At 63.8% G+C, this 19,924-nt stretch carries 16 protein-coding genes and 2 pseudogenes; 11 read left to right on the plus strand and 7 right to left on the minus strand.

The genetic code is table 11. The features are described 5' to 3' along the window. The first annotated feature begins 30 nt into the window (after positions 1 to 30). Positions 31 to 513 (plus strand): hypothetical protein, encoded by a 483-nt coding sequence (locus G6N53_RS21060; protein WP_163891656.1) that lies wholly within the window; start codon positions 31 to 33, stop codon positions 511 to 513. Here the strand turns inward: G6N53_RS21060 and G6N53_RS21065 are convergent. Both G6N53_RS21065 and G6N53_RS21070 read right to left on the minus strand, forming a co-directional pair. Next, positions 510 to 1,718 (minus strand): cytochrome P450, encoded by a 1,209-nt coding sequence (locus G6N53_RS21065; protein ID WP_163896169.1) that lies wholly within the window; start codon positions 1,716 to 1,718, stop codon positions 510 to 512. The two genes, G6N53_RS21060 and G6N53_RS21065, sit on opposite strands and share 4 nt — an antisense overlap. Before the next feature lie 17 nt (positions 1,719 to 1,735). Next, positions 1,736 to 2,968, minus strand: a complete 1,233-nt coding sequence (locus G6N53_RS21070; RefSeq protein WP_163891658.1) for a CaiB/BaiF CoA transferase family protein — start codon at positions 2,966 to 2,968, stop codon at positions 1,736 to 1,738. A 140-nt stretch (positions 2,969 to 3,108) separates the two neighbouring features. On the opposite strand from G6N53_RS21070, the gene G6N53_RS21075 reads away from it, so the two are divergent. From G6N53_RS21075 to G6N53_RS30660, 4 genes and pseudogenes are all read left to right on the plus strand, one after another. Beyond that, positions 3,109 to 4,719 (plus strand): class I adenylate-forming enzyme family protein, encoded by a 1,611-nt coding sequence (locus tag G6N53_RS21075; RefSeq protein ID WP_163891661.1) that lies wholly within the window; start codon positions 3,109 to 3,111, stop codon positions 4,717 to 4,719. 159 nt (positions 4,720 to 4,878) lie between these two features. Beyond that, the gene (locus G6N53_RS21080; protein ID WP_163891662.1) at positions 4,879 to 5,667 is read left to right on the plus strand and encodes an SDR family NAD(P)-dependent oxidoreductase; all 789 of its coding nucleotides are present in this window, start codon (positions 4,879 to 4,881) and stop codon (positions 5,665 to 5,667) included. A gap of 65 nt (positions 5,668 to 5,732) precedes the next feature. Beyond that, on the plus strand, positions 5,733 to 6,773 hold the full coding sequence (locus G6N53_RS21085) for an NAD(P)H-dependent amine dehydrogenase family protein (protein ID WP_163896171.1): 1,041 nt from the start codon (positions 5,733 to 5,735) through the stop codon (positions 6,771 to 6,773). A 173-nt stretch (positions 6,774 to 6,946) separates the two neighbouring features. Beyond that, positions 6,947 to 7,030 (plus strand): annotated as a pseudogene (locus G6N53_RS30660) (SDR family mycofactocin-dependent oxidoreductase); the annotation flags it as partial. Positions 7,031 to 7,207: 177 nt separating this feature from the next. Here the strand turns inward: G6N53_RS30660 and G6N53_RS30665 are convergent. Next, a pseudogene (locus G6N53_RS30665) lies at positions 7,208 to 7,453 on the minus strand (alpha/beta fold hydrolase); the annotation flags it as partial. 262 nt (positions 7,454 to 7,715) lie between these two features. Here G6N53_RS30665 and G6N53_RS21095 point away from each other — a divergent pair. Genes G6N53_RS21095 through G6N53_RS21110 form a run of 4 tightly spaced genes read left to right on the plus strand, consistent with a single transcriptional unit; the run spans position 7,716 to position 10,140 of the window. Beyond that, positions 7,716 to 8,345, plus strand: coding sequence for a fatty-acid--CoA ligase (locus G6N53_RS21095; RefSeq protein WP_163891666.1), 630 nt, complete (start codon positions 7,716 to 7,718; stop codon positions 8,343 to 8,345). Continuing rightward, entirely contained in the window at positions 8,345 to 8,548 is a 204-nt protein-coding gene (locus G6N53_RS21100) for a (2Fe-2S)-binding protein (RefSeq protein WP_163891667.1), read from the plus strand. The genes G6N53_RS21095 and G6N53_RS21100 overlap by 1 nt, the downstream gene beginning before the upstream one ends. Next, a complete protein-coding gene (locus G6N53_RS21105) occupies positions 8,545 to 9,297 on the plus strand; it encodes an SDR family oxidoreductase (RefSeq protein WP_163891669.1) in 753 nt (250 codons plus the stop codon). Before G6N53_RS21100 ends, G6N53_RS21105 begins: the two co-directional genes overlap by 4 nt. A 39-nt stretch (positions 9,298 to 9,336) precedes the next feature. Continuing rightward, on the plus strand, positions 9,337 to 10,140 hold the full coding sequence (locus tag G6N53_RS21110) for an SDR family NAD(P)-dependent oxidoreductase (RefSeq protein WP_163891671.1): 804 nt from the start codon (positions 9,337 to 9,339) through the stop codon (positions 10,138 to 10,140). An 18-nt stretch (positions 10,141 to 10,158) separates the two neighbouring features. On the opposite strand, the gene G6N53_RS21115 is transcribed toward G6N53_RS21110, so the two are convergent. After that, on the minus strand, positions 10,159 to 11,001 hold the full coding sequence (locus G6N53_RS21115; RefSeq protein WP_163891673.1) for an SDR family oxidoreductase: 843 nt from the start codon (positions 10,999 to 11,001) through the stop codon (positions 10,159 to 10,161). Between the two features lie 120 nt (positions 11,002 to 11,121). On the opposite strand from G6N53_RS21115, the gene G6N53_RS21120 reads away from it, so the two are divergent. Next, complete coding sequence (locus G6N53_RS21120) at positions 11,122 to 12,216, plus strand: NAD(P)H-dependent amine dehydrogenase family protein (protein ID WP_163891675.1); 1,095 nt, start codon at positions 11,122 to 11,124, stop codon at positions 12,214 to 12,216. 37 nt (positions 12,217 to 12,253) lie between these two features. Here the strand turns inward: G6N53_RS21120 and G6N53_RS21125 are convergent, their stop codons facing one another. Beyond that, the gene (locus tag G6N53_RS21125) at positions 12,254 to 13,480 is read right to left on the minus strand and encodes a cytochrome P450 (RefSeq protein WP_163891677.1); all 1,227 of its coding nucleotides are present in this window, start codon (positions 13,478 to 13,480) and stop codon (positions 12,254 to 12,256) included. 415 nt (positions 13,481 to 13,895) lie between these two features. Here G6N53_RS21125 and G6N53_RS21130 point away from each other — a divergent pair, with 415 nt between their 5' ends. Continuing rightward, the gene (locus G6N53_RS21130; RefSeq protein ID WP_163891679.1) at positions 13,896 to 14,729 is read left to right on the plus strand and encodes a GntR family transcriptional regulator; all 834 of its coding nucleotides are present in this window, start codon (positions 13,896 to 13,898) and stop codon (positions 14,727 to 14,729) included. 520 nt (positions 14,730 to 15,249) lie between these two features. Here G6N53_RS21130 and G6N53_RS21135 read toward each other — a convergent pair. After that, positions 15,250 to 16,242, minus strand: a complete 993-nt coding sequence (locus G6N53_RS21135) for a hypothetical protein (protein ID WP_163891681.1) — start codon at positions 16,240 to 16,242, stop codon at positions 15,250 to 15,252. Between the two features lie 18 nt (positions 16,243 to 16,260). After that, positions 16,261 to 19,803 (minus strand): carboxylic acid reductase, encoded by a 3,543-nt coding sequence (car, locus tag G6N53_RS21140; protein ID WP_163891683.1) that lies wholly within the window; start codon positions 19,801 to 19,803, stop codon positions 16,261 to 16,263. Positions 19,804 to 19,924 lie beyond the last annotated feature (121 nt).

Consider the following 19,924-nt stretch of genomic DNA (forward strand, 5'->3'; position numbering starts at 1 on the left):
GCGACCCGAGCTCGCGGGTGTCGTTACAGGATGCTGGTGCTCGCCAACGACAGCGCTGATGCCATCGCGGCGGCGGGCGGGCTGTTGTTCGACCGGGCGAGCGCAGGGTGGATCGTCGATGTTCGGACGGCGCTGCCGGCGGATGAGACTGCTTTCCGGATACTCGGCGTGCCCGTGGGCGCGCTCCCAGACGCAGTCGACGCGACGGAAGAGTGGCCGGATGCCCTCGTAGTATCCGGCAAGCTGCACGGCCAGGATGCTGCGGTCCGCGAGCTGTTCCTCGAAGCCGCGAACCACACCGGCACGGAGGTGGCCATGTGGGGCGGGCAGTGGCCGCGTGACCTCGAGCCAGGCGTGGGGCGGGTGGAGCACCGTCTCAGTCATGCGGCAGTGGCGTTCAAGCCTCATGCGATGGCGGCAGCAGGCTTGCCCCCCGACGCCGAAGCCGCTGAGGAGTTCCACAGCGGCCGGAGCGGATTCGCCCTCGCGGGGCCGAGAAGCGCGTCGCCCTAGCTCACCCGACGAACCGGGACGTTGGAATATCCGGCCACGTTCGACATCGCCACCCGTTTCAGGCCGGTGCGGTCCACCTGGTACTCGGGCAGGAGGTCCAACAGCGCATTCAAGGCGATGCGGCTCTCCATCCGTGCCAGCGCGGCGCCGAGGCAGCTGTGCACGCCGTACCCGAAGGCCAGATTGAAACCCATCTTGCGTTCGCGGTCGATGTCGAGCCGATCCGGGTCCGGGAACATCCGCTCATCTCGTGTCGCGGACGCTGTCAGCAGCAGTACAACGCTTCCTGCGGGGATCGTTGTGCCGTGCAGCGTCACATCGCGTGTTGTGGTCCGGACCTGGTACTGAGAGGGCGCCTCGTAGCGCAGCAGTTCCTCGATGGCCGCCGGGATCTTGCTGCGATCTCGCTGCAAGCTCTGCCACTGTTCCGGAAAGCCGGCAAATGCCACGATCGCATTGCCGATCAGTTTTGTCACCGTTTCCGCACCTGCTCCACCGAGAAGCGTGGCAAAGCCGGCGATGTCAACGTCGGTCAGCTTCTCGACGTGACCGTCGCGTTCGATCTCCGTCTCTATCAGCCGGCTGATCATGTCGTCCTCAGGCTTGTCCCGACGTTTCTGGATGAGCTTGTAGTAATAGACGCCGGTGTTCATCGACGCTTCGAAACCTTCACGTGGAACGGCGATTTCACCAGGACGGCGCTCCAGCAACAGATCGAGCCAGAGCCGGATCTGATGACGGTGTTCCTTCGGCACGCCCAGCATCGTGGTGATCACCTCGTTCGGAAAGAGCGCCGAGAAATCGGCGACCACGTCGAACGCCGTTGGGTCGATCGCATCGATTCGCTCGTAGATCTTCTCGCGCACCATGTCCTCGAGGGACGCGATCGCGCGTGGGGTGAACACGCTGCTCACCAACTTCCGCATCTTCTGATGCTCGGGCGGGTCCATCGAGATGATCACCTTCGGCGGCGGGATGGCGTCGTCGTGGGCCTTCACCATATCGAGGGTGGCACCTTTGGCAGACGAGTACGTCTCGTGATCCTTCGTGGCCGGAGCGACGTCCTCGTAGCGCGACAGTGCCCAGAAGTCCCACTTCGCGTTGTAGTAGACCGGTTGCTGGTCGCGCAGCCGTCGAAAAGTTGCGTAGGCTCCGCCGAAGAACTCCTCCGAGAATGGGTCGAACTCGAGCGGAGCTTCCGAGATGGCAGGTCGGTGAACGCTCAAAGAATCGCTCCTGATTCCTTGTACCGCTCAATCGCTTCCCAGGTGAAGCCGGCGTCCATCAGCACTTCCTCGGTGTGTTGTCCGTGTTCAGGCGCTCCGGGTGGGACGACTGGCTGTTCGTCGAACTGGACCGGGTTGGTGGGCAGGGCAAAAGGTGCGCCGTTGGTCGTGGTCGTCTGGGCGATGTAACCGTTGGCAGTGACGGCGGCATCCTCGCAGAGTTCGCCCGGGGTCTGGACGATCGACCAGGCACCCGACAATCCGGCTAGGGCTTGGCGCCATTCGGCGACCGTCCGCTGTGCGAACACGTCGTCCAGGAGCGCAATCAGTGCCACCCTGTTTTCGTAGCGCGCTGCCGGTTCGGCGAAGCGCGGATCGTCGATGAGCTCGGGCACACCGAGCGTCCGCATCGCCTCGGGGTAGAACTTGTCCAACTGCAACATCATCAACTGCACGTAGCGATCGTCTTTCGTGCGGTAGGTACCGACCAACGGATTCGGCGCATCGGCGTGCCCGTACTTGGGAATGGCACCGCCGCCGTGGATCTGGCTGACCGCGACGTCCGGGCTCAGATTCCAGGCCGCCAGGCCGAGCAACGACACGTCGACCACCGAGCCCTCCCCTGTCGTGGCCTTCTTGTACAGGGCTGCGGCGATACCGCCGGCGATCGTCATGCCGCCCAGAAGGTCACCGAACGCGGGGCGTGACCGCACCAGTTCGTCGTGTTCCTCGGTGAGTACCGTCGCAATTCCACCCCGTGCCCAGTAGGACACCCCGTCGTAGCCCGCCTTGTCGGCATCCGGGCCCTTCGGACCGTGGCCCGACCCGCGCACGTAGACGACGCTCGGATTGACCGCGCGGATGTCGTCGACGTCGATACCCATCTTCCTGCGTCGGTGTGGCAGGTAGCTGGTCAGGAACACATCGCAGCGTTTGGCGAGCTCGCGGACGACCTCCTTTCCGCCCGGGGTGCTCAAGTCGACACCAATCGACTTCTTGCCCCGATTCGGGATCTCGATCATGTAATTGACTGAATCACCGCCCTGATCCACGATGCCCATGGTGACCAGACCACGTTGCGGATCGCCGCCGTCGCGCGGTTCGACCTTGACGACCTCTGCCCCCCATTCGGCGAGCACTGCGCCCGCCGATGGCACGAACGTCCAAGCAGCGACTTCGAGCACGCGAACTCCGTTGAGCACTTTGTCTGTGGAAATGACGGCCTCCAATGAATCGTTGGTGATGACGGCTTGCCGCGGTGTCTTGATCGCTCTAGAGCCGCGCTCGGTGCAGCGTCCACGGCAACATTGTAAAGGTCGTTCACGCCATTCGAGAACCATGATTCTCGTCTGCGGTACCATCAGGACCCATGCCGTTTCCATCCATCAACCCGACCGTCCCAGCTCTGGTGCGGTCGAGCGCAGAGCGCTTCGGCGATCGGGCGTTCCTGATCGCCGCAGGGGAAGAACTCAGCTACACCGAACTGGACCTGCGTTCTTCCTGGCTGGCAACCAGTCTGCTGACTGCGGGCGTGGGCAAGGGAGACCATGTCGGGATCTTGATGCCGAACAGCATCGAGTGGGCGGTGGCCTGGTTCGCCGCCACTCGGATCGGCGCTGTCGCGGTACCGCTGAACACCTTCTACAAGGCTTCAGAGCTCGCGTGGACAACGCGACATGCCGACCTTCGGACCATCCTGGCGCGGTCGACGTTCCGCAATCAAGACTTCATCGGACTGCTCGAAGAGGCGCTGCCGGGACTGGCCCAGCAGCGCGATCCGGGACAGCTCGCCGTGGCATCGGCGCCGTACTTGCGCAGCGTATCGGTATGGGGGGAATGCGATCGTCCGTGGAGCACCTCGATCGGCGACGCAGGGTCGCCGCGCATCGACGCGGAGTTCCTGGCCGCCGTCGAATCCTGCGTGACTCCGGCCGACGACGCAATGATCATCTACACCTCGGGCAGCACCGGCAACCCGAAAGCGCCGGTGCACAGCCAGGGGGCGCTGGTCCGCCACACCTACAATCTCACCTCCCACTACGGTGTCACCACGGATTCCGTGATGTTCACGGCCATGCCGTTCTTCTGGGTGGGCGGGCTCATCACCGGCCTGCTAGCGGTGATCCACCACGGGGCGACGCTCGTCACCCAGCCGGCGTTCGATCCCGCTGAGGCGCTCGCACTGATCGAGAAGCATCGGGCCACGATCACGCTCGGCTGGCCTCAGCAGGGCAAGACATTGGCCGAACATCCCGAGTTCGGCAGCCGGGATCTGAGCTCGGTTCAGCGAACCAGTATGCCTGCGATGGTTCCCGCAGATCGACGTCCACAGGGCCCGAACGCTCTCGGCATGACCGAACTGTCCGGTAACCACATCGGGGTCGATCCGTACATCGCACAGCCCGCCGGACGCTCGGAGACCGGTGGCTACTCGATCGAGGGTCTCGAGCACGTCATTGTCGATCCCGACACCGGGCAGCCGGTGCCCGTCGGCACCGAGGGCGAGATCTGGGTGCGCGGTTACTCCTTGATGCAGCGGCTGTACAAGCGCGAGCGCGAGGACGTCTTCACCGTCGACGGCTACTACCGCACCGGCGATTGCGGTGTGCAGTACGACGACGGATGGATCAGGTTCACCGGCCGGCTCGGAGACCTGATCAAGACCGGTGGAGGCACGAATGTCACGCCGTCGGAAGTCGAACTGGCACTGAGTAATTGCGATGGCGTCCTCGAGGCCTACGTGGTGGGCGTCGAGGACGGCGACAACGGTACCGTGGTCGGCGCCGCGGTGGTGCCCCGCGGGGACGCAGCACTCGACAGTGGCGAATTGCGCAAGCAGGTTCGGGGACAGCTGTCTGCGTACAAGGTGCCCAAGTTCATCTGGGTCACGGCCAAGCAGGATCTGCCCTTCACGGCGTCGGGCAAGGTCAAGAAGTCCGATCTCGCCGACCAGCTCAGCAGGCTGCTCGTGCGCCGCTAGTCCACCAGAGAATGGTCGTCGGGCATATCGGTCGCCATCAACGTCAGCGGAATCACCTCGGTCAGCTCGAATATCCGAGTTCTCGAATAACGATCATTTGCGTTCTCACGGGTTTAGATTGGCCAGGCAACGCGTAGGCCTACCGTCCGAGAGGATTCCGTGGCGCTGGAGCAGTTTCGTCTTGACGATCAGGTCGCAATCGTGACGGGTGCGGGCCGCGGCGTAGGCGAGGGAATCGCCAAGGTGCTCGCCGAAGCCGGCGCGACGGTCGTGGGCACCGCCCGGACGTCGTCCGAGGTGAACGAAACGATCGAGGCCATCCAGGATGCAGGCGGCAAGGGCCTGGCGATCACCGCGGATGCGCTCGTCCGAGAGGACAGCGAACGGGTGGTCCGAACCGCCGTTGACGAGTTCGGCCGCATCGACATCCTGATCAACAACGTCGGGTTCGCCACCTACGGATCCTTTCTGGACCTGACCGACGACAACCTGCGCCTCACCTTCGACTACTGCGTCACCTCGGCGTTCATCATGAGCCAGCTCGTCGTTCCGCACATGCTGAAGGTGGGGCGAGGCTCCATCGTCAACATCTCCTCCGGCGCGGGCCGGTTCGGCATCCGCGGGCTACTGCCCTACTGTGTCGCCAAGGGTGGACTGGAAGCACTGACCCGGGCAATGGCACAGGAACTCGCACCCAAAATTCGCGTCAACGCCATCGCACTCGGCGCATTCATGACCACCGGGCTGCAGTCCAGCTTCGATCTGATGCCCGGTTCCGAGGAGCAGTTGAAGGCCCGCACGCCGCTGCACCGCGTCGGCGATGTCGAGGACCTCGGCCGCCTGGCGCTGTATCTGTCGACACGCGATTGTTATGCGACGAATTCGGTTTTCGTCGTCGACGGGGGCCTGCAAGGGCCCAATTCCGAACTGCCCATCCCCGATCTGTGACTGCTTCAAGGAGCGAATACATGAGTGCGAAACCGCTACGGGTGGCCGTCATCTCCACCGGGTGTATCAGCAGTGTTGCGATCCGCGCAATCGTGCGCCGTTCGCATCTGGAACTGGTCGGCGTGTGGGTGCACAGCCCCGACAAGGTCGGCAGGGACGCAGGTGAGATCGTCGGCCTGGGTGCGATCGGCGTGCTGACCACCGGCGACCTCGATGACATCATCGCGTTGAAGCCGGACTGCGTCCTCTACGGCGCCGCCAGTGCGGAGATGGACGCCGCGGCGGTGCGCGACTACGTGCGACTGCTCAACGGCGGCCTCAACGTCGTGACGACGAACACGCCCGGAATGATGTTCCCCGACAGGTGGATACCCGAGCTCGCCGGCCAGGTGCGCGCCGCCGCAGCGGCCGGCGGAGTCACCATCTACACCTCGGGCATCGAACCCGGTTTCGCCGGAGACCAGTTCGCGATACTGCTCACGACACTGTCGAACACCATCCGGGCCATCCGCGCGCAGGAGATTTTCGACTACTCCGCCTACCCGAACCGCGATCTGATGGTGACCGCCATGGGGTTCGGCAAACCCCTCGACTTCACTCCGCTACTCGAACTCGAGGGCGCGCAGCAGTTCGCCTGGGGTCCACCCATCGGACTGGTCGCCAAGGCCCTGGGTGTCGAACTCGACGGAATCAGCGAGAAGTACGAGCGTGTCCTCACCCCGCGCGACCTCCACGTGGCGTGCGGACTCATTCCGACAGGCACCGTCGGCGCGGTACGAGCTGAGACGACCGGGGTCGTCGACGGGCATCCGTTCATCACCATCGAGCACATCAATCGAATGGCGCCCGATCTGGCACCCGAGTGGGCCACAGCACCCAATGGAACGTATCGACTCATCATCGAAGGCCAACCCCACATGCAGTGCGATCTACGTCTGGGTACCGAGGACACGGCAGAGTCGGCCAATGCCAACGCGATGGAGGCCACCGCCATGCGCGTCGTCAACGCCATCCCGTACGTTGTCGACGCCGCACCGGGCATCGCGACATCTCTGGAGCTACCCATCACCGCACCCCGAGGGGCGCTTGATTCGCCTAAACGGTGAACATCGGTCCGCGCGGGGCAGCTTTGCCGGCCGAATGGTGGCCGAGGCCCTCCATCGGGATCTTTGCCGACGTCGACGACACGAACACGATGGATCCGCCTCCCCGTCATCAACGGCGCCCCGTAACGCAGCGCCAGAAAGTTCGACCGCAGGTTGCCCATCACATGGTCGGCAAGCAGCTTTTACCGGACGCCGTGACGATGCCTGAGGACGTCGCCAGCGCGGTCGCGTGGCTGGCCTCCGACGAATCCCGGTAGGTGACCGCGACGGCCATGTCGGTCGATGTGGGAGCGACACAGGGCTAGTCGACGCCGATTCGGGCGAGTGTTTCGGCCAGCTCGACGGGCCGGGAGAAGAACGGTGAATGACCGCCGTCCATCTCGACGAGATCGGCACCTATCCGTTCGGCAGCATTGCGGCGCGCCCACTCCGCACCGACTGCCCGGTCGGCGCGCAGCAGTATGTAGGTCGACGGGGTCGACGGCCGCTATCGAGTGGCCGACCACCACCACGTCGTCGGCTGAATCGCCCACCACATCGCCGATCGCGGCGTCCGCCACTCGAGCCCATTGCAGCGCGCCCGCCGAGTCGCCGTCGACCGGAAGGTCCGGCGCCACCGTGAGATGGCGGTGCCGCTGCAACTCGTCCTCGACAGCTTGCCAGCACGACGCTCTGTGCATTCCACCGTGCAGCAGCGCGAACACCGTCACTGCTCTGACCGCAGTGCGGCTCCGTGTTCGACGAATCGGCGCACCGTCGCCGACCCTGTTCCGGCCCCGCCCCCTGTCACCAGTACGGTCTTACCGCTCACGTCGATCACGCACCGCCAATTTCCACGGGGATGAGAATATTAATTCTCTCATGCGAGAATGGCTGTATCATAGCCCGACTAGGCAATCCACGGACGAAAACAGACCAGGAGGCTGACTGATCAGCGCCGTCATGTCTCGCACGTATGTTTTTGCCGTTGAATTCCGGATCCCGGAGTCGGACCGAGTAGGACCAGTCCTGGAGCTCCATCAGGAAAGCCTGATCGACCTGGGTGCGCGCTATGCGTTCGTCTACGACTCCATCCCGGAGCCGGGCAAGGTCCTGGTCGTCATCGGCATCCGAACAGAACAGCCACTACTGAACCTGCTTCGCTCGCCGTATTTCTTCGAATGGTTCGACGCCGTCGGCGTCAACGAACTGCCCGCGGTTTTTGCGGGCGAGACGGTCGAGCGGTTCGACCTCGGCGATCCGCCGCGCCCCGGCAGCGATCTCGTCGTCGCCGCCGTGATGCCGGTTGAGAATGTCGAGGAGTTCATGACCTGGGTACGCAAGTCGCTCGACGACTTCGGTCGGGCCGGTATCCGCCGCACACTGGTCTATCGTGCGTTCGACAATCCGCGCGAAGTGATGTTCCTCCAGCAGCTCGAGGACCAGGAGTCGGCGCTGTTGTGGGCTCAGCAGTCCGACGCCGCATCGACATGGCTGGAGTCTGCGGGAATCGGTGCCTACCCTCCGGTTTTCATCGGCCGGCTGGTGACCGCGATGCGCTTTACCGAGCCGAGCAAGCGGGGTCGTCGCTGATGTATGTCTGCCTCTGTCTCGGTGTGACCAACGAAACCGTCTCCGGGGCCGTCGCGGCAGGCGCCCTGACGACACACCAAGTAGCACAAGCCTGCGGGGCCGGCTCGGAGTGCGGGCGCTGCCGTCGCACCGTTCGCTCCATCATCGACGCAATGCACCAAACCCCCAGGACCGCACGACCACGCAGAGAGACCAGAGCATGAGCGATCGCCACGCCAACATCGCCGGAACCCGCATACTGATCGTCGGGGCGTCCTCAGGCATCGGACATGCTCTGGCGCTCGCCGCCCATTCCAGAGGTGCCAAAGTCGCGTTGGCCGCGCGGCGAATCGACCGCCTGAGCCAGCTCGCCGCCGAACTCGACGGCTCCGCCCACGAACTCGACGTAGCTGATCCCCGCGCCATCGAGGACGTCGTTCACCAGGTGGGTGCCGCGTTCGGGCAACTCGACGCGATCGTGTTCACCAGCGCTGCAGTGCCTTTTGCTCTGATCGAGCACACGGACTACACCACCTGGTTGCACGCGTACAGCGTGAACGCCGTCGGAGCATCGCACGTGTTGCGGACAGCGCTCCCCTATCTGACGGAGAGCTCGGTGGCGGTCATCGCCTCCAGCCACGACGTAGGCCGCCCCCGAGTCGGGGTGGCCGCCTATCACGCAAGCAAGGCTGCGTTGGACGAGATCCTGCGGTCATGGCGCGCCGAGCATCCCGAGCTCGCGGTGATCAGAGTCAGCGTAGGCCCCACCGAGGGCACCGAGATCCTGCGCGGGGCCGACCGTGACCTGTTGGCCGACCTGTACCGCGCCTGGGCACATCAAGGCCAGATCCCGGCGAAGATGTCGGCGGTGGACGATGTGGCCAATGCGATGCTGTCCTTGGTGGCGGTGGCTCGTGCCAACCCGTCGGTCGTCACCGACGTCGTCCATCTGGCGCCCAGGGCGTCGCGGTGATCGCCCCCAGCCGAGCAGCTGCGAGAGAAGGCGACTGAGATGGATCTCGGGCTGGGCGGCGCCAGAGCCGTCGTCACCGGGGGAAGCAAGGGCATGGGACTGGCCATCGCCGAAGCCCTCGGAGCCGAAGGCGCCTCGGTCGCCGTCATGGCCCGGGGCGCCGAGGCACTCGACTCCGCCGCACACCGCATCCGAGCGGCCGGAGCGTCCGACGTCCTTGCGATCAGCGTCGACATGTCCAGCGCGGACTCGATCGCCGCCGGGTACGCCGCGGTAGAGGACGCGTGGGGAAACCTGAACGTCCTGGTCCACACCGTGGGACCTGGCGCGGGCTCGTTCGAGGAACTCGACGACGCCGACTGGCATGCCGCCTTCGACCTCGGCACCATGTCCGCGGTGCGCTCGGTGCGTGCGGCGCTACCGCTGCTGCGGGCCGCAGACTGGGCACGGATCGTGACACTGTCGGCCCACTCCATCCAGCGGCAGAGTCCGCGACTGGTCGCCTACACCGCGTCGAAGGCGGCCCTGTCGAGTTTCACCAAGAACCTGTCGAAAAGCCTCGGTCCGGAGGGCATCCTGGTCAACTGCGTGTGCCCGGGAACCATCGTGACGGCGAGCTTCACCGAGATCCTCAAAGAAGTGCTCGCCGCGGACGGGTTCGATTCGGCGGACCCGCACGACGTCATGGCCTGGGTGGAACGCGCCTATGGCCATCCCTGCGACCTCGGGCGTGCCGGCCTGCCCGAAGAGATCGCGTCGGCCACAATATATCTGGCGTCCAGACGAAACGGCTACGTCACCGGCGCGACGGTGAACGTCGACGGCGGCAGCGATTTCATCTAAGCCTTCATCTGAGCGGGCTCAGCCCTTCTTCGCCATCTGGTCGGCGGCGGTGTCGGCCCATTGTGCATTGTGCCGGCCCATCGTCATCGCACCGTGCCAGCCTCCGTCGGTCCACAGCACCGTGCCCCCGACGTAGCTCAGCCTCGGGCTGCCCAGACACACCAGCGGCCAGGCCTGTTCCTCGGCCCTCGAGTACCGTCCGACCGGTCCGATCGCATCGTCCACGGTCTCCTTGCCCATCAGATCCTGGAACGCGGGCATCATCGCCGTCTCGGTGGGCCCGGGGTTGATGCAGTTGATGCGAATACCTTTGCGCCCGAGTTCCGGGTACCACCAGCCCACCCACGCATCGATGATGTACTTCGAGTAGGCGTAGCCACTCCACGACCACTTCTTCTCATTGGCTTCGAGCCATTCGACGGCGGCGTCGAAACCGTCGGTCTCGAGCAGCGTGGTGATGACCTTGATGTGATCATGCCAGCCGATCGCCGCCGATGACGAGATCACGCTGATGGCCGAGCCCGCGCTCATCTTGGGTACCAGAAGCTCGGCGAGATGGCGGGCGCCCACGAAGTTCACCAGTATGGTGTCCCATTCGCTGAACGGCGGACCCGGCAGTCCGGCGCAGCTGAACAGCCCGTCGACAGGGCCATCGATCGCGTCCACCACGTCTTCGATGCTCGAGCGATCTCGCAGGTCGATCTGCAACGCACGGGCGACCGGAACCGTGGTCGGCTTGATGTCCAGCGCGGTGACCTCCGCACCGAGGTCGACGAGGATCTGGGCCGCCGCCTGACCCATGCCGGACGCCGCCCCCGTGACGACAACGGACTTGCCTTGGTAACCCAGCACGTCTTCCATGACCATTTCCCTTCGACATGTCAGCCCCGAACCGGACGAGAACTCGAACTGACCTATTTTGAGAGCAAACGTTATCACTTGCCATACACTGGCTGGGTCAGCGAGCCTCAGGAGGCGCCCATGACTGTCAGTGACCGCCCGCTTCGGGTCATCCAATGGGCCACCGGTGCGGTCGGCACCGAGATGGTGACCACCATCCTCGACCACCGGCCCGACATCGAATTGGTCGGGGCACGGGTGTATTCGCAGGCCAAGGACGGCGTCGACCTCGGCACACTCGTGGGTCGGGCGCCCATCGGTGTGCCCGCCACCACCGACGTGGACCGGATACTGAACACTGACGCCGATCTCGTGCTCTATGCACCGTCATTCACCGACCTCGATGACGTCTGCGCGTTGTTGGAGAGTGGCAAGAACGTGGCCACGGTGTCGTTTCTGTTCCACCCACGACGCATCCCCGAAGCCGACCGTGAACGTCTCGCGGCGGCATGCCGAGAAGGCAACAGCACCATTCACGCCAGCGGCTTGAATCCCGGCAATCTGTCCGGTGTGCTGCCCCTGGCCCTGTCCGGGATGAGCCGCACGATCGACAAACTCACTTTGCAGGAGCGCGCCGACTGGTCGTTGTGGGAGAGCACTGACATCACCTTCGACGGCATGTGGTTCGGGCGACCGGTCGACGAGGTGAACCCGACGGCCAACGACTTCCTCTCTTTCAACACCCGGTTGTTCACCGAGCAGACCTGGTTCATCGCCGACACGTTTAACGCTGCGATCGACGACGTCTCGGTCACCCTCGAGGCGGTTCCAGCGACCAAGGATTTGCAGATACTCGGCCACGAGCTGGCGGCAGGAACCACCGCCGGGCAGCGGTGGACTTTCGTCGGCTCACGCCGCGGCACACCGCTGATCGAATTCGAAACGCTGTGGACCGTCGGCGGTGCGTACCCCGAGCACTGGCCCAAGCCCGACGACGGCTGGACCCTCACGATCGAGGGCGACCCTTCGATGCGCACCCATTTCCTCTGCCTGGCCAGCTACAGTCGCGCAGCTTCCGTCGAGGAACACGTGCGCGCCGGGCTGATCGCGGTCGCGATGCAGGTGCTGAACGCGGTGCCCGCAATCTGCTCCGCGCCGGCTGGTTTCGCGACCATAGCCGACCTGCCGCTGATCCGCAGCTACACCGGATTCGGCGACGGCACCACGATCAGCTGATTCCGACCGCACTATGCGTATGGGATAATGTTGCAGCTCAACCAACTTCGACCGGCAGGCTGGCCCAACCCCGCACACTGGAGGTGTGTGCTCGCCGCGCCCGGTCATGATCGACTGTCCAGTCTGGCCAGCGCTTGAGTACCTCCTCCAGCGCCACTCGTGCTTCCATTCTCGCCAGCGCAGCACCGAGGCAGAAGTGCAGTCCCTGCCCGAAACTAAGATGGGAGTTCGGGGACCGATGGATGTCAAATCGGTCGGGGTCCGGGTACTTGCGGTCGTCTCGGTTGGCAGCACCGTTGACCAGCAGCATGATCGAGCGACTGGGAACTGTTTGCCCGTGATGTACCGTGTCATGCTCGACATACCGCCCCTGAACCGGAGACGGTGCCTCATACCGAAGCACCTCTTCGACCGCAGCCGGGATGAGTGACGGATCCCGGGCGACCTCACGTCGGGCATCAGCGTTGTCACCCAGTAATTGTCCGGCGAACCCGATCAATCGCGTGGTGGTCTCGCTGCCGGCCCCCATGATCGTGCTGATGAAGGTGAGCACTTCGTCGCGGGTCAACCGTCGTGACACACCGTCGGCTTTCTCGACCTCCGCGTAGATCAGGTCGGTCATGAGGTCCTCGCTCGGATTCTTTTCCCGCCAATCCACATATTCGCCGATGTGGCCGTAGCTGGGGATCGCGAGTGCTTGGCCCGGTTCCACCCTGGACGCGTGCTCGGTTTGATTGAGCTCGAGGTACTTGTCGGTATTGTCCCGCAACGTCGCCTGGTCGTCGTCGGGGATTCCCAGCAGGGTGCCGATGGTCCGCATCGGCATCCACGCCCCGAGATGGGTGATGAAATCGAAGCCACCCCGTTCAGTCAGCGAATCGAGGGCGGCCACGGTGAACCTGCGCGCCAACGGCTCGATGGCCGCCATTCGTCGCGGGGTGAAAACCCGCGACAACATTCGCCGGTGCACGTCGTGCGCCGGCGGGTCTTCGAAGAGCACCAAACCGGGCGGGATCTGCATACCGCTGAGCAACACGTCCAGGATGGTGCCCTTGCCGGACCGAAACGTGTCCCAATTCTGCAGCCCGGCTGAGACATCCTCGTGGCGGGTCAGTGCGTAGAACCCGTAGTTTTCGTTGTAGTAGAGCGGCTCCTCATCGCGGAGGCGCTTCCACACCGGATAGGGGTCGTTGTCGATGTCGAAATCGAAGGGATCGTAGTAGACGTCGTGGCCTACCTCGCCGAGAACTCGTTCGTCTGCCATAGCCTGTCTCTTGTCCTCCTCTTGGGCATTCAGGGTGTTCGGAGTCGATCTGTTGACTGCATCGCGTATATCCACCGCCATCGAGGGGTGTGGCGGTCAGTCGACCGCAACGCTGGCGATGCCCGGGACAACGGTTCAACGAAACAAGGGCCGGGCCGGCCATCGCCTTCGATTCCATCGCAACCTGCATGGCTCAGACCGGTTGCGTCCCTAAATGCTTCGCGTGGCATCAGTGCCCCGTTGTTGCTCCGGCACCGGCTGATGCCCGCTGAAGTATCCACCTGCATGTGGCGGCAAGGTCAGGTTGTTGATGAGTCCGACTTCGGCGTTACACACCATCGCAACGGAATTGAGCAGGAGGGTCGCGACCGACAACGACACTGCGCGACCAGAATGATGGGTCGTCGCCAAGGTGATGTCCGAATCGATGGGCGCAATTGCAGACCTCTTCCTTGTCGACGCCTGTTTGCAGCCTAAACGAACTTTGCAGAATGTCTACAGTAGGTGGGCTTCCATTCCAGAAAGTCGCTGGGGGTTTACGATCGGGACTCTAGGGCCTCGGCCGGACTCCGACAGCAGGGTGAATCACATGGGCGGACGAGGGCCAGCTCAGGCTCCGCTTGCGCGGCGCAGCAGCGGCGAACTCGTGGCCGAGCGACTCCGCAAGCAGATCATCACTGGCGAACTCGGTCCGGGCGAGCGGCTCAACCAGGAGGACATCGCCGCCCAACTCGGTACCAGCCGCGTGCCGGTCCGTGAGGCCCTCGTCATCCTCGAGCAGGAGGGCTGGGTGAAGATGGAGATGCAGCGGGGGGGATTCGTCCTGCCAATCGACACCTCGGTCGCTGACAACGCCGAAATCTGGGATCTGGTATTCGGTTTGGTGGCCCGCCGCGCTGTCGAGAGGATGACCCCCGACGTCGCGTCCGCTCTGACCGAACTCGCCGGCGAACTGAACGCTACTGACGATTCGGAAGCGGTTTCGACGCTGTGCGAGCGGTATCTCGACGTACTCTTCGAAGTGGCCAACGCTCCGGCGGTGGCGCGAACGGTACGCCGCACCCGAGCCACCGCCATCGATACCTTCTTCGGCGTCGCCCCCGAGACCATCGAGCTCAGCCGCTCCGGCACGTTGGCAGTGATCGACGCAGTGCTCGCGGGTGACAGCGAACGCGCCAACGCCGCCCACCGAGAGATGCAACGCGACTGTCTCGATGTACTCATGAAGGTCTTCGAGAATCGAGCGTGACGATGTGGTCCGCACGACCGACTCTTTCGCGAAGCCACGGCATGCTTGCGGGATGCCAGCCGGCGCGGAGTCCCCAGCGCGCGTCGTCGTGGGGGCTCGGCATCGTGTTCCGATGTCACCAGGCGTGACGACTTCCCGTTGTACAGCTCGACCTTCCAGAAGAGGTGTGCCACCGTATCGATGTGTGTGACGTCGGTGCCGTGATACACGTGTCCGACGAACCCCACGCGGACCCGAGATCGCCCCGTCGGCGGTACTCCGTCGGCCGGCCCAACTCCCCATCCGCTTGCGACGTAATGCATTTCGTGCGCGATTTCGGTATGGCCTTAGGCGATGATGAGATCGCGGGCGCACGAGACGGTTCGCCCTTCCGTCACCAGGCGCAGCGCGGCGCGGCGGTCCGATGTTCGGGCTGAATGAGATTCAGCGTCCCGAGTTGGTCATCGGGGCCCCACCGGCCCAATTCTCTGAAATCGTCGATGTACGATTTGACTTCGGTCTTGGATGGCAGCGTCATCGGTCAGCGCCCCCTTGCAAGCGCGTACACAGTGTTCGCCATGTCCATGAGTTCCGGGGTTATCATGTTGCCTCCGTATTCTGTCCAGCACCAGCTTCGCGCGATGCCCTTTCCTGACGAGGCGCTCGTCAGTGGACCAAAGGTGTGGAGCGGGCTACCGCTCGAGTCGAACGACATGGTGTAGACGTCGGATCCCATCGACGTATCGAGACCGACGAGCCTTCCGCGATCATCGAAAGTCGGCTTGGCGACGACGTCCTTATGCGTCGTGGTGACACCGTCTTTTAGTTGATAGCCCGGCCCGAAGGACACGCCGTCTCGCCCCTGCCAGAAGCTGCCGCCGCCGAGCTCGCCGTCGGCGAACTCGTGCAACCACGAAACCCACATCCCTTGCAGGTGTCGCACGATCGGTAGCTCGGTGTAGATCGTGCCCGCCGGACCGTAAGCGAAGTCCTGGTGGGCGTATCCCGATACCTCGACACCGTTGACCTTCCCGGTGGCGTACATCAGTTCGTGCCGGTAGTAGACGTCGGCATCGATTCCCTCTTGGGGTGGAACGTGGGTGAAGACGATGTCACTCACCGTCCGGCCGTGGAGTTCCCACCGGTTGCTGGCGTCGTACCAGTGAAAGCCGTCGGCATCCCGCTCGATTCGGCCGCTTGCATAGGTCAGTTGCACATTGCTTCCAGCGTCGAGCAACTGCATGGGTTCGAACCAGTCGAGCGTCGAGTACTCCGGGAAAAGGTGCGTGGCGTCGACCTCCATTCCCTTTTGCAAGGACCGGAATCCGCAGATCGGCGACACCACGTGGGTCATCCCCGGGACGAAGTCGTCGCATCCGCGCACCCCCCAGTAGTCGTTACCCTCCGAGTCGCTGACGACCCCACCCAACCAGATGCCGCATAATCCCTGCGCTGAATCAGGCCGCCAGTCACGCCGGTAGTGATCCAACGTCGGGGTTTGGCTGGTGATGTCGAAGTCAACCTGCTCGTACATGAATCTCTCTTTCTCGGGTTAATCGATGGACGGACGGGAGATCACGCGTGAGGCCGCCGTCAAGAGTCCCAGGCACTCGAGGTCGGACACGTACTTCTCGATGATCGAACGGTCGATACCGGGGATCTCGCCATCGACACCGATACCGGCCTTCGACACCGCAGTTCGGAACCGGTCGGTCGGCGCAAACGATCCCCGCACCGGCGGTTGGGGATGCCGGTAGCTGGCGAGCAGAGGCAGCAGCGAGGCCTGGCGCTGTTTCTCGGGCAGGTTCCTCAAGGCGATTTCGAAGCGCTCCAACCACTGCACATAGTCGTCGATACGCTCGACATGAACTCCGTAGTCGACCATCCAGTCGACGAACGTATCGAGGCCGACCCCGTCGTCGTGTGGATTGACCACGTGAAACGTACGGAACCCCTCGAAGTCTCCCCATGCCGTCACCGTCAGGGTTGATACCGCATCGGCGACGAAATCCACCGACAGACCGTCGAAGTGGGCACGCGGTCGGCCGCCATCGGCATCACGTAGGTAGAACGACTCCGGCGCGAGCCCAGTGGCGCCGATGCTGAGAATGAGCCGAGTGACCATGTCGGGGAGGTTGAGTTGGCCGCGATACCGCGGGTCCGCCATGATCATGTCGCAGCGGAAGACGGTGACCGGGAGCCCACACAGGTCGTGTGCCTGTCGGAGCAGCACTTCGCCGGCCCACTTGCTGGTGGCATACCCGGTCGCGTAATTGTCGTCCAGCCGCCGGATTTGGCCGACACGACGAACATCGGCGTCTTCGTTGAACTGGCCGAAAGGTATCGCTGCGCCGACACCGACCGACGATACGAATGCGATCGGCTTCTGCCGAATCGACAAGGCCAGCTTTATGAGCTCCGCCGTACCGACGACGTTCGGGCCGAAGAGCTGGCGGTACGGCAACATGTGGTTCACCAGCGCAGCCGGATCGACGATCAGATCGACGGTTTCGGCCAGTCGTTCCCATATCACCGCATCGAGGCCGAGGTTGGCCTCGCTCTTGTCCCCGGCGAGCACCTCGAGGCGCTCCGATGCCAATGCCCCGTACCGCTGTAGGAGTGCGGGATCGCCGCTGTCGAACACATCGTCGAGTCGTCCTCGCGCGGATGCATCGTCCTTGGCACGAATCAGGCAGATCACCTTGCCACCGGCTGATTCCATGCGACTGAGCCAGTCCAACAACAAGTACCGGCCGAGATACCCGGTGGCACCGGTCAACAACACCGTTCGGACCTCGGAATGGGGATCCTCGAGAGTGCGCGCGCCCTCGATCGTGACGACGTCGATGAATTTGTCGAGCGTGAGATCACCAGCATCCACCTCGGTCACTGCCGGCCCGTGGACCGACTCGAATGTCGTTCCCGAAGTCGTTGATAGACGGTGTGTCTCGATATAGTCGGCAATGGACTGCATGTCACTGGCCGGGCTGATGATGGTTCCCACCGGGACGTCGAGCTCGAAGATGCTTGCCAGCTGATTTGCGAAGGTGAGCGCCGACAACGAGTCACCGCCGAGACCGGAGAAGTGCGCATCAGCAGGGACTTCCTCGATGGCTGTCCCCAGAAGTGCACTCGCGACGGCACAGACGGTATGCGCGGCGGGACGTAGGTGGGCCTCGGCACGCAGTTCGGCAAGCCGAGCCCCTTCGGCCTCGGCATGCTCGGCGTAAAGCTGCTCGAGTGGCTCGGAATACCGCTTCTTGAGATTGGGCCGCGACGGTTTGCGGACACCGCCGAGCAACCCGTTGTCGAGGGTGAAGGGTTCGAGTTCCACGAGAATGTCGCGCGGAATCTCGTAGGGCTCGAGTTTCGCTGAGCGGGCCGCCTCGCGGAGTGATCTCAGGATCAGCGGCTTCAGTTCGGAGATCGGTGCTTGGGAGCGAGCAGCGTCCGAGGGTACGACGACAGCGAGTAGATACGACCGCTCACTATTGCCGTACACGTAGATCTGTTCGACCGCGCGGCAATTGATGAACAGCGCCTCCAGCTTCGACACCGTGACAAACTCGCCCTGGGACAGCTTGATCACATTGTTGCGCCGGTCGACGAATCGAACTTCGTCCGGTCCTGTCTCTGCGACGACGTCCCCGGTGCGGAAAAAGCCGTCCTCGTCGAAGACGTCGGCGGTGATTTCGGCCCGCTTGTAATAGCCACTGAACAGCGTGCGCGACTTGATCAGAAGCTCACCACGCGGATGAGGCCGGTCCGTGCTGAAGTATCCGAGTTCTGGCACGTCGGCGAGTTTGTAGTCGATCACTGGTGGCTTCTGCACCTTGCCGTCGATGACCACCGAACCGGACTCCGTGGCACCTAGCGCATTCATCAGGTGTGAATCGAGCAGTCTTTCGACCCACTCCGCGAGCTCGTCGGATATCGGTGCCGAGCCGGTCAGTGCGGTGATGAAGCGGCCGCCGAGCACGCGGGTGCGCAGGTCGGCGAGGATGGTTTCATCGTCGTCATCGGCACGCCTCTGGCGCTCTTTGGTGAACTGGCTGTACACCATCTCCCACACCCGCGGAACGAAGTTGAGCTGGGTGGGACGAACAAGGGCCAGGTCATCGAGGATGGTCGAGAGGTCACTTCTACCCGCGAAATACGCGATACCACCCGACCCCAGCGTCGCGTAGAGCATTGCGCGACCGGCAGTGTGACTCATAGGCATGTAGTTCAGGGTGATCGCCGGAAGTGCAAAACCTCGCTCCACCAGGACGGCTGCGGTCGCCGTCCACGCCGACTTGGCCAGGCTCTCAGAATGCATGGCGCCTTTGGGACTTCCGCTACTTCCCGACGTGTAGACGATCACCGCGAGTCGGTCGCCGTCGGGCGCAGGGTCTGGCGGCGTGGGCACTCCAGCCCCGCGGTCGATCGCTTGGGCGAGCGTCTCCAGGACGACGGAGCTGCCAGCCTCGGCGAGTCGCCGTCGGCAGGCTTCCTGCGCCTCGCTGTGGTCGTCGACCTCCGGGTCGTAGTCGAAGACGATCACCAAGTTCGGCGCGGGGCCGTCCAGTGCGATGGTGACGGCGGTGTCGAGGTGCTCGGCACTGCAGGCGATTACCGACGGCTGCGCCTCCTCGACGATGGTCAGCAGCTGACCGGCGGGAGCCCCCGCGTGCAGGGGCACCGAAACCCCACCGAGCATGGGCACGGCCATGTCGATGGTCGTGTAGTCAACGCTGCAGAAGCCGAGTGTGGCGATGCGATCGCCCGAACGTGCGAAACCGTCGGCAAGCGCAGCTGCAGTGGCCGTTACCCGAGACCACAGCTCGGCGTAGGTGATGGTGTCGAATCGAGGCAGCACCTGCAGGCATCGCCGCCCATCGGCAGCAGCGACCAGCTCGGTGGCGCGTTGCCCCAGAGCAGGCCGGTCGGCGTAGCCCGTTGCCACCGTGCGCATCAGCTCCACCCAGCCGATGTCGCGATCGACGATCGCTTCGCAGACAACTCGGTCAGGTAGCGACGCCACGAATTGCGGGTCGTTGGCCAGCAGATGGCTCACCTTGCGGGCAAGCTTCTCGCTCTCGCCGTCAACGAGCACGCGTTACCGCCGAACCGCGGTTCCAACCCGGCACCGATGTGCACTTCGCAACCCACATCGCCAACTCAGCGCCTCCCCTCGCAGGTCACAACCGTCCATGTCACAATTGCAGACATTCTAT

This window comes from Mycolicibacterium hippocampi (genome assembly GCF_010723735.1).
Lineage (GTDB): Bacteria > Actinomycetota > Actinomycetes > Mycobacteriales > Mycobacteriaceae > Mycobacterium > Mycobacterium hippocampi.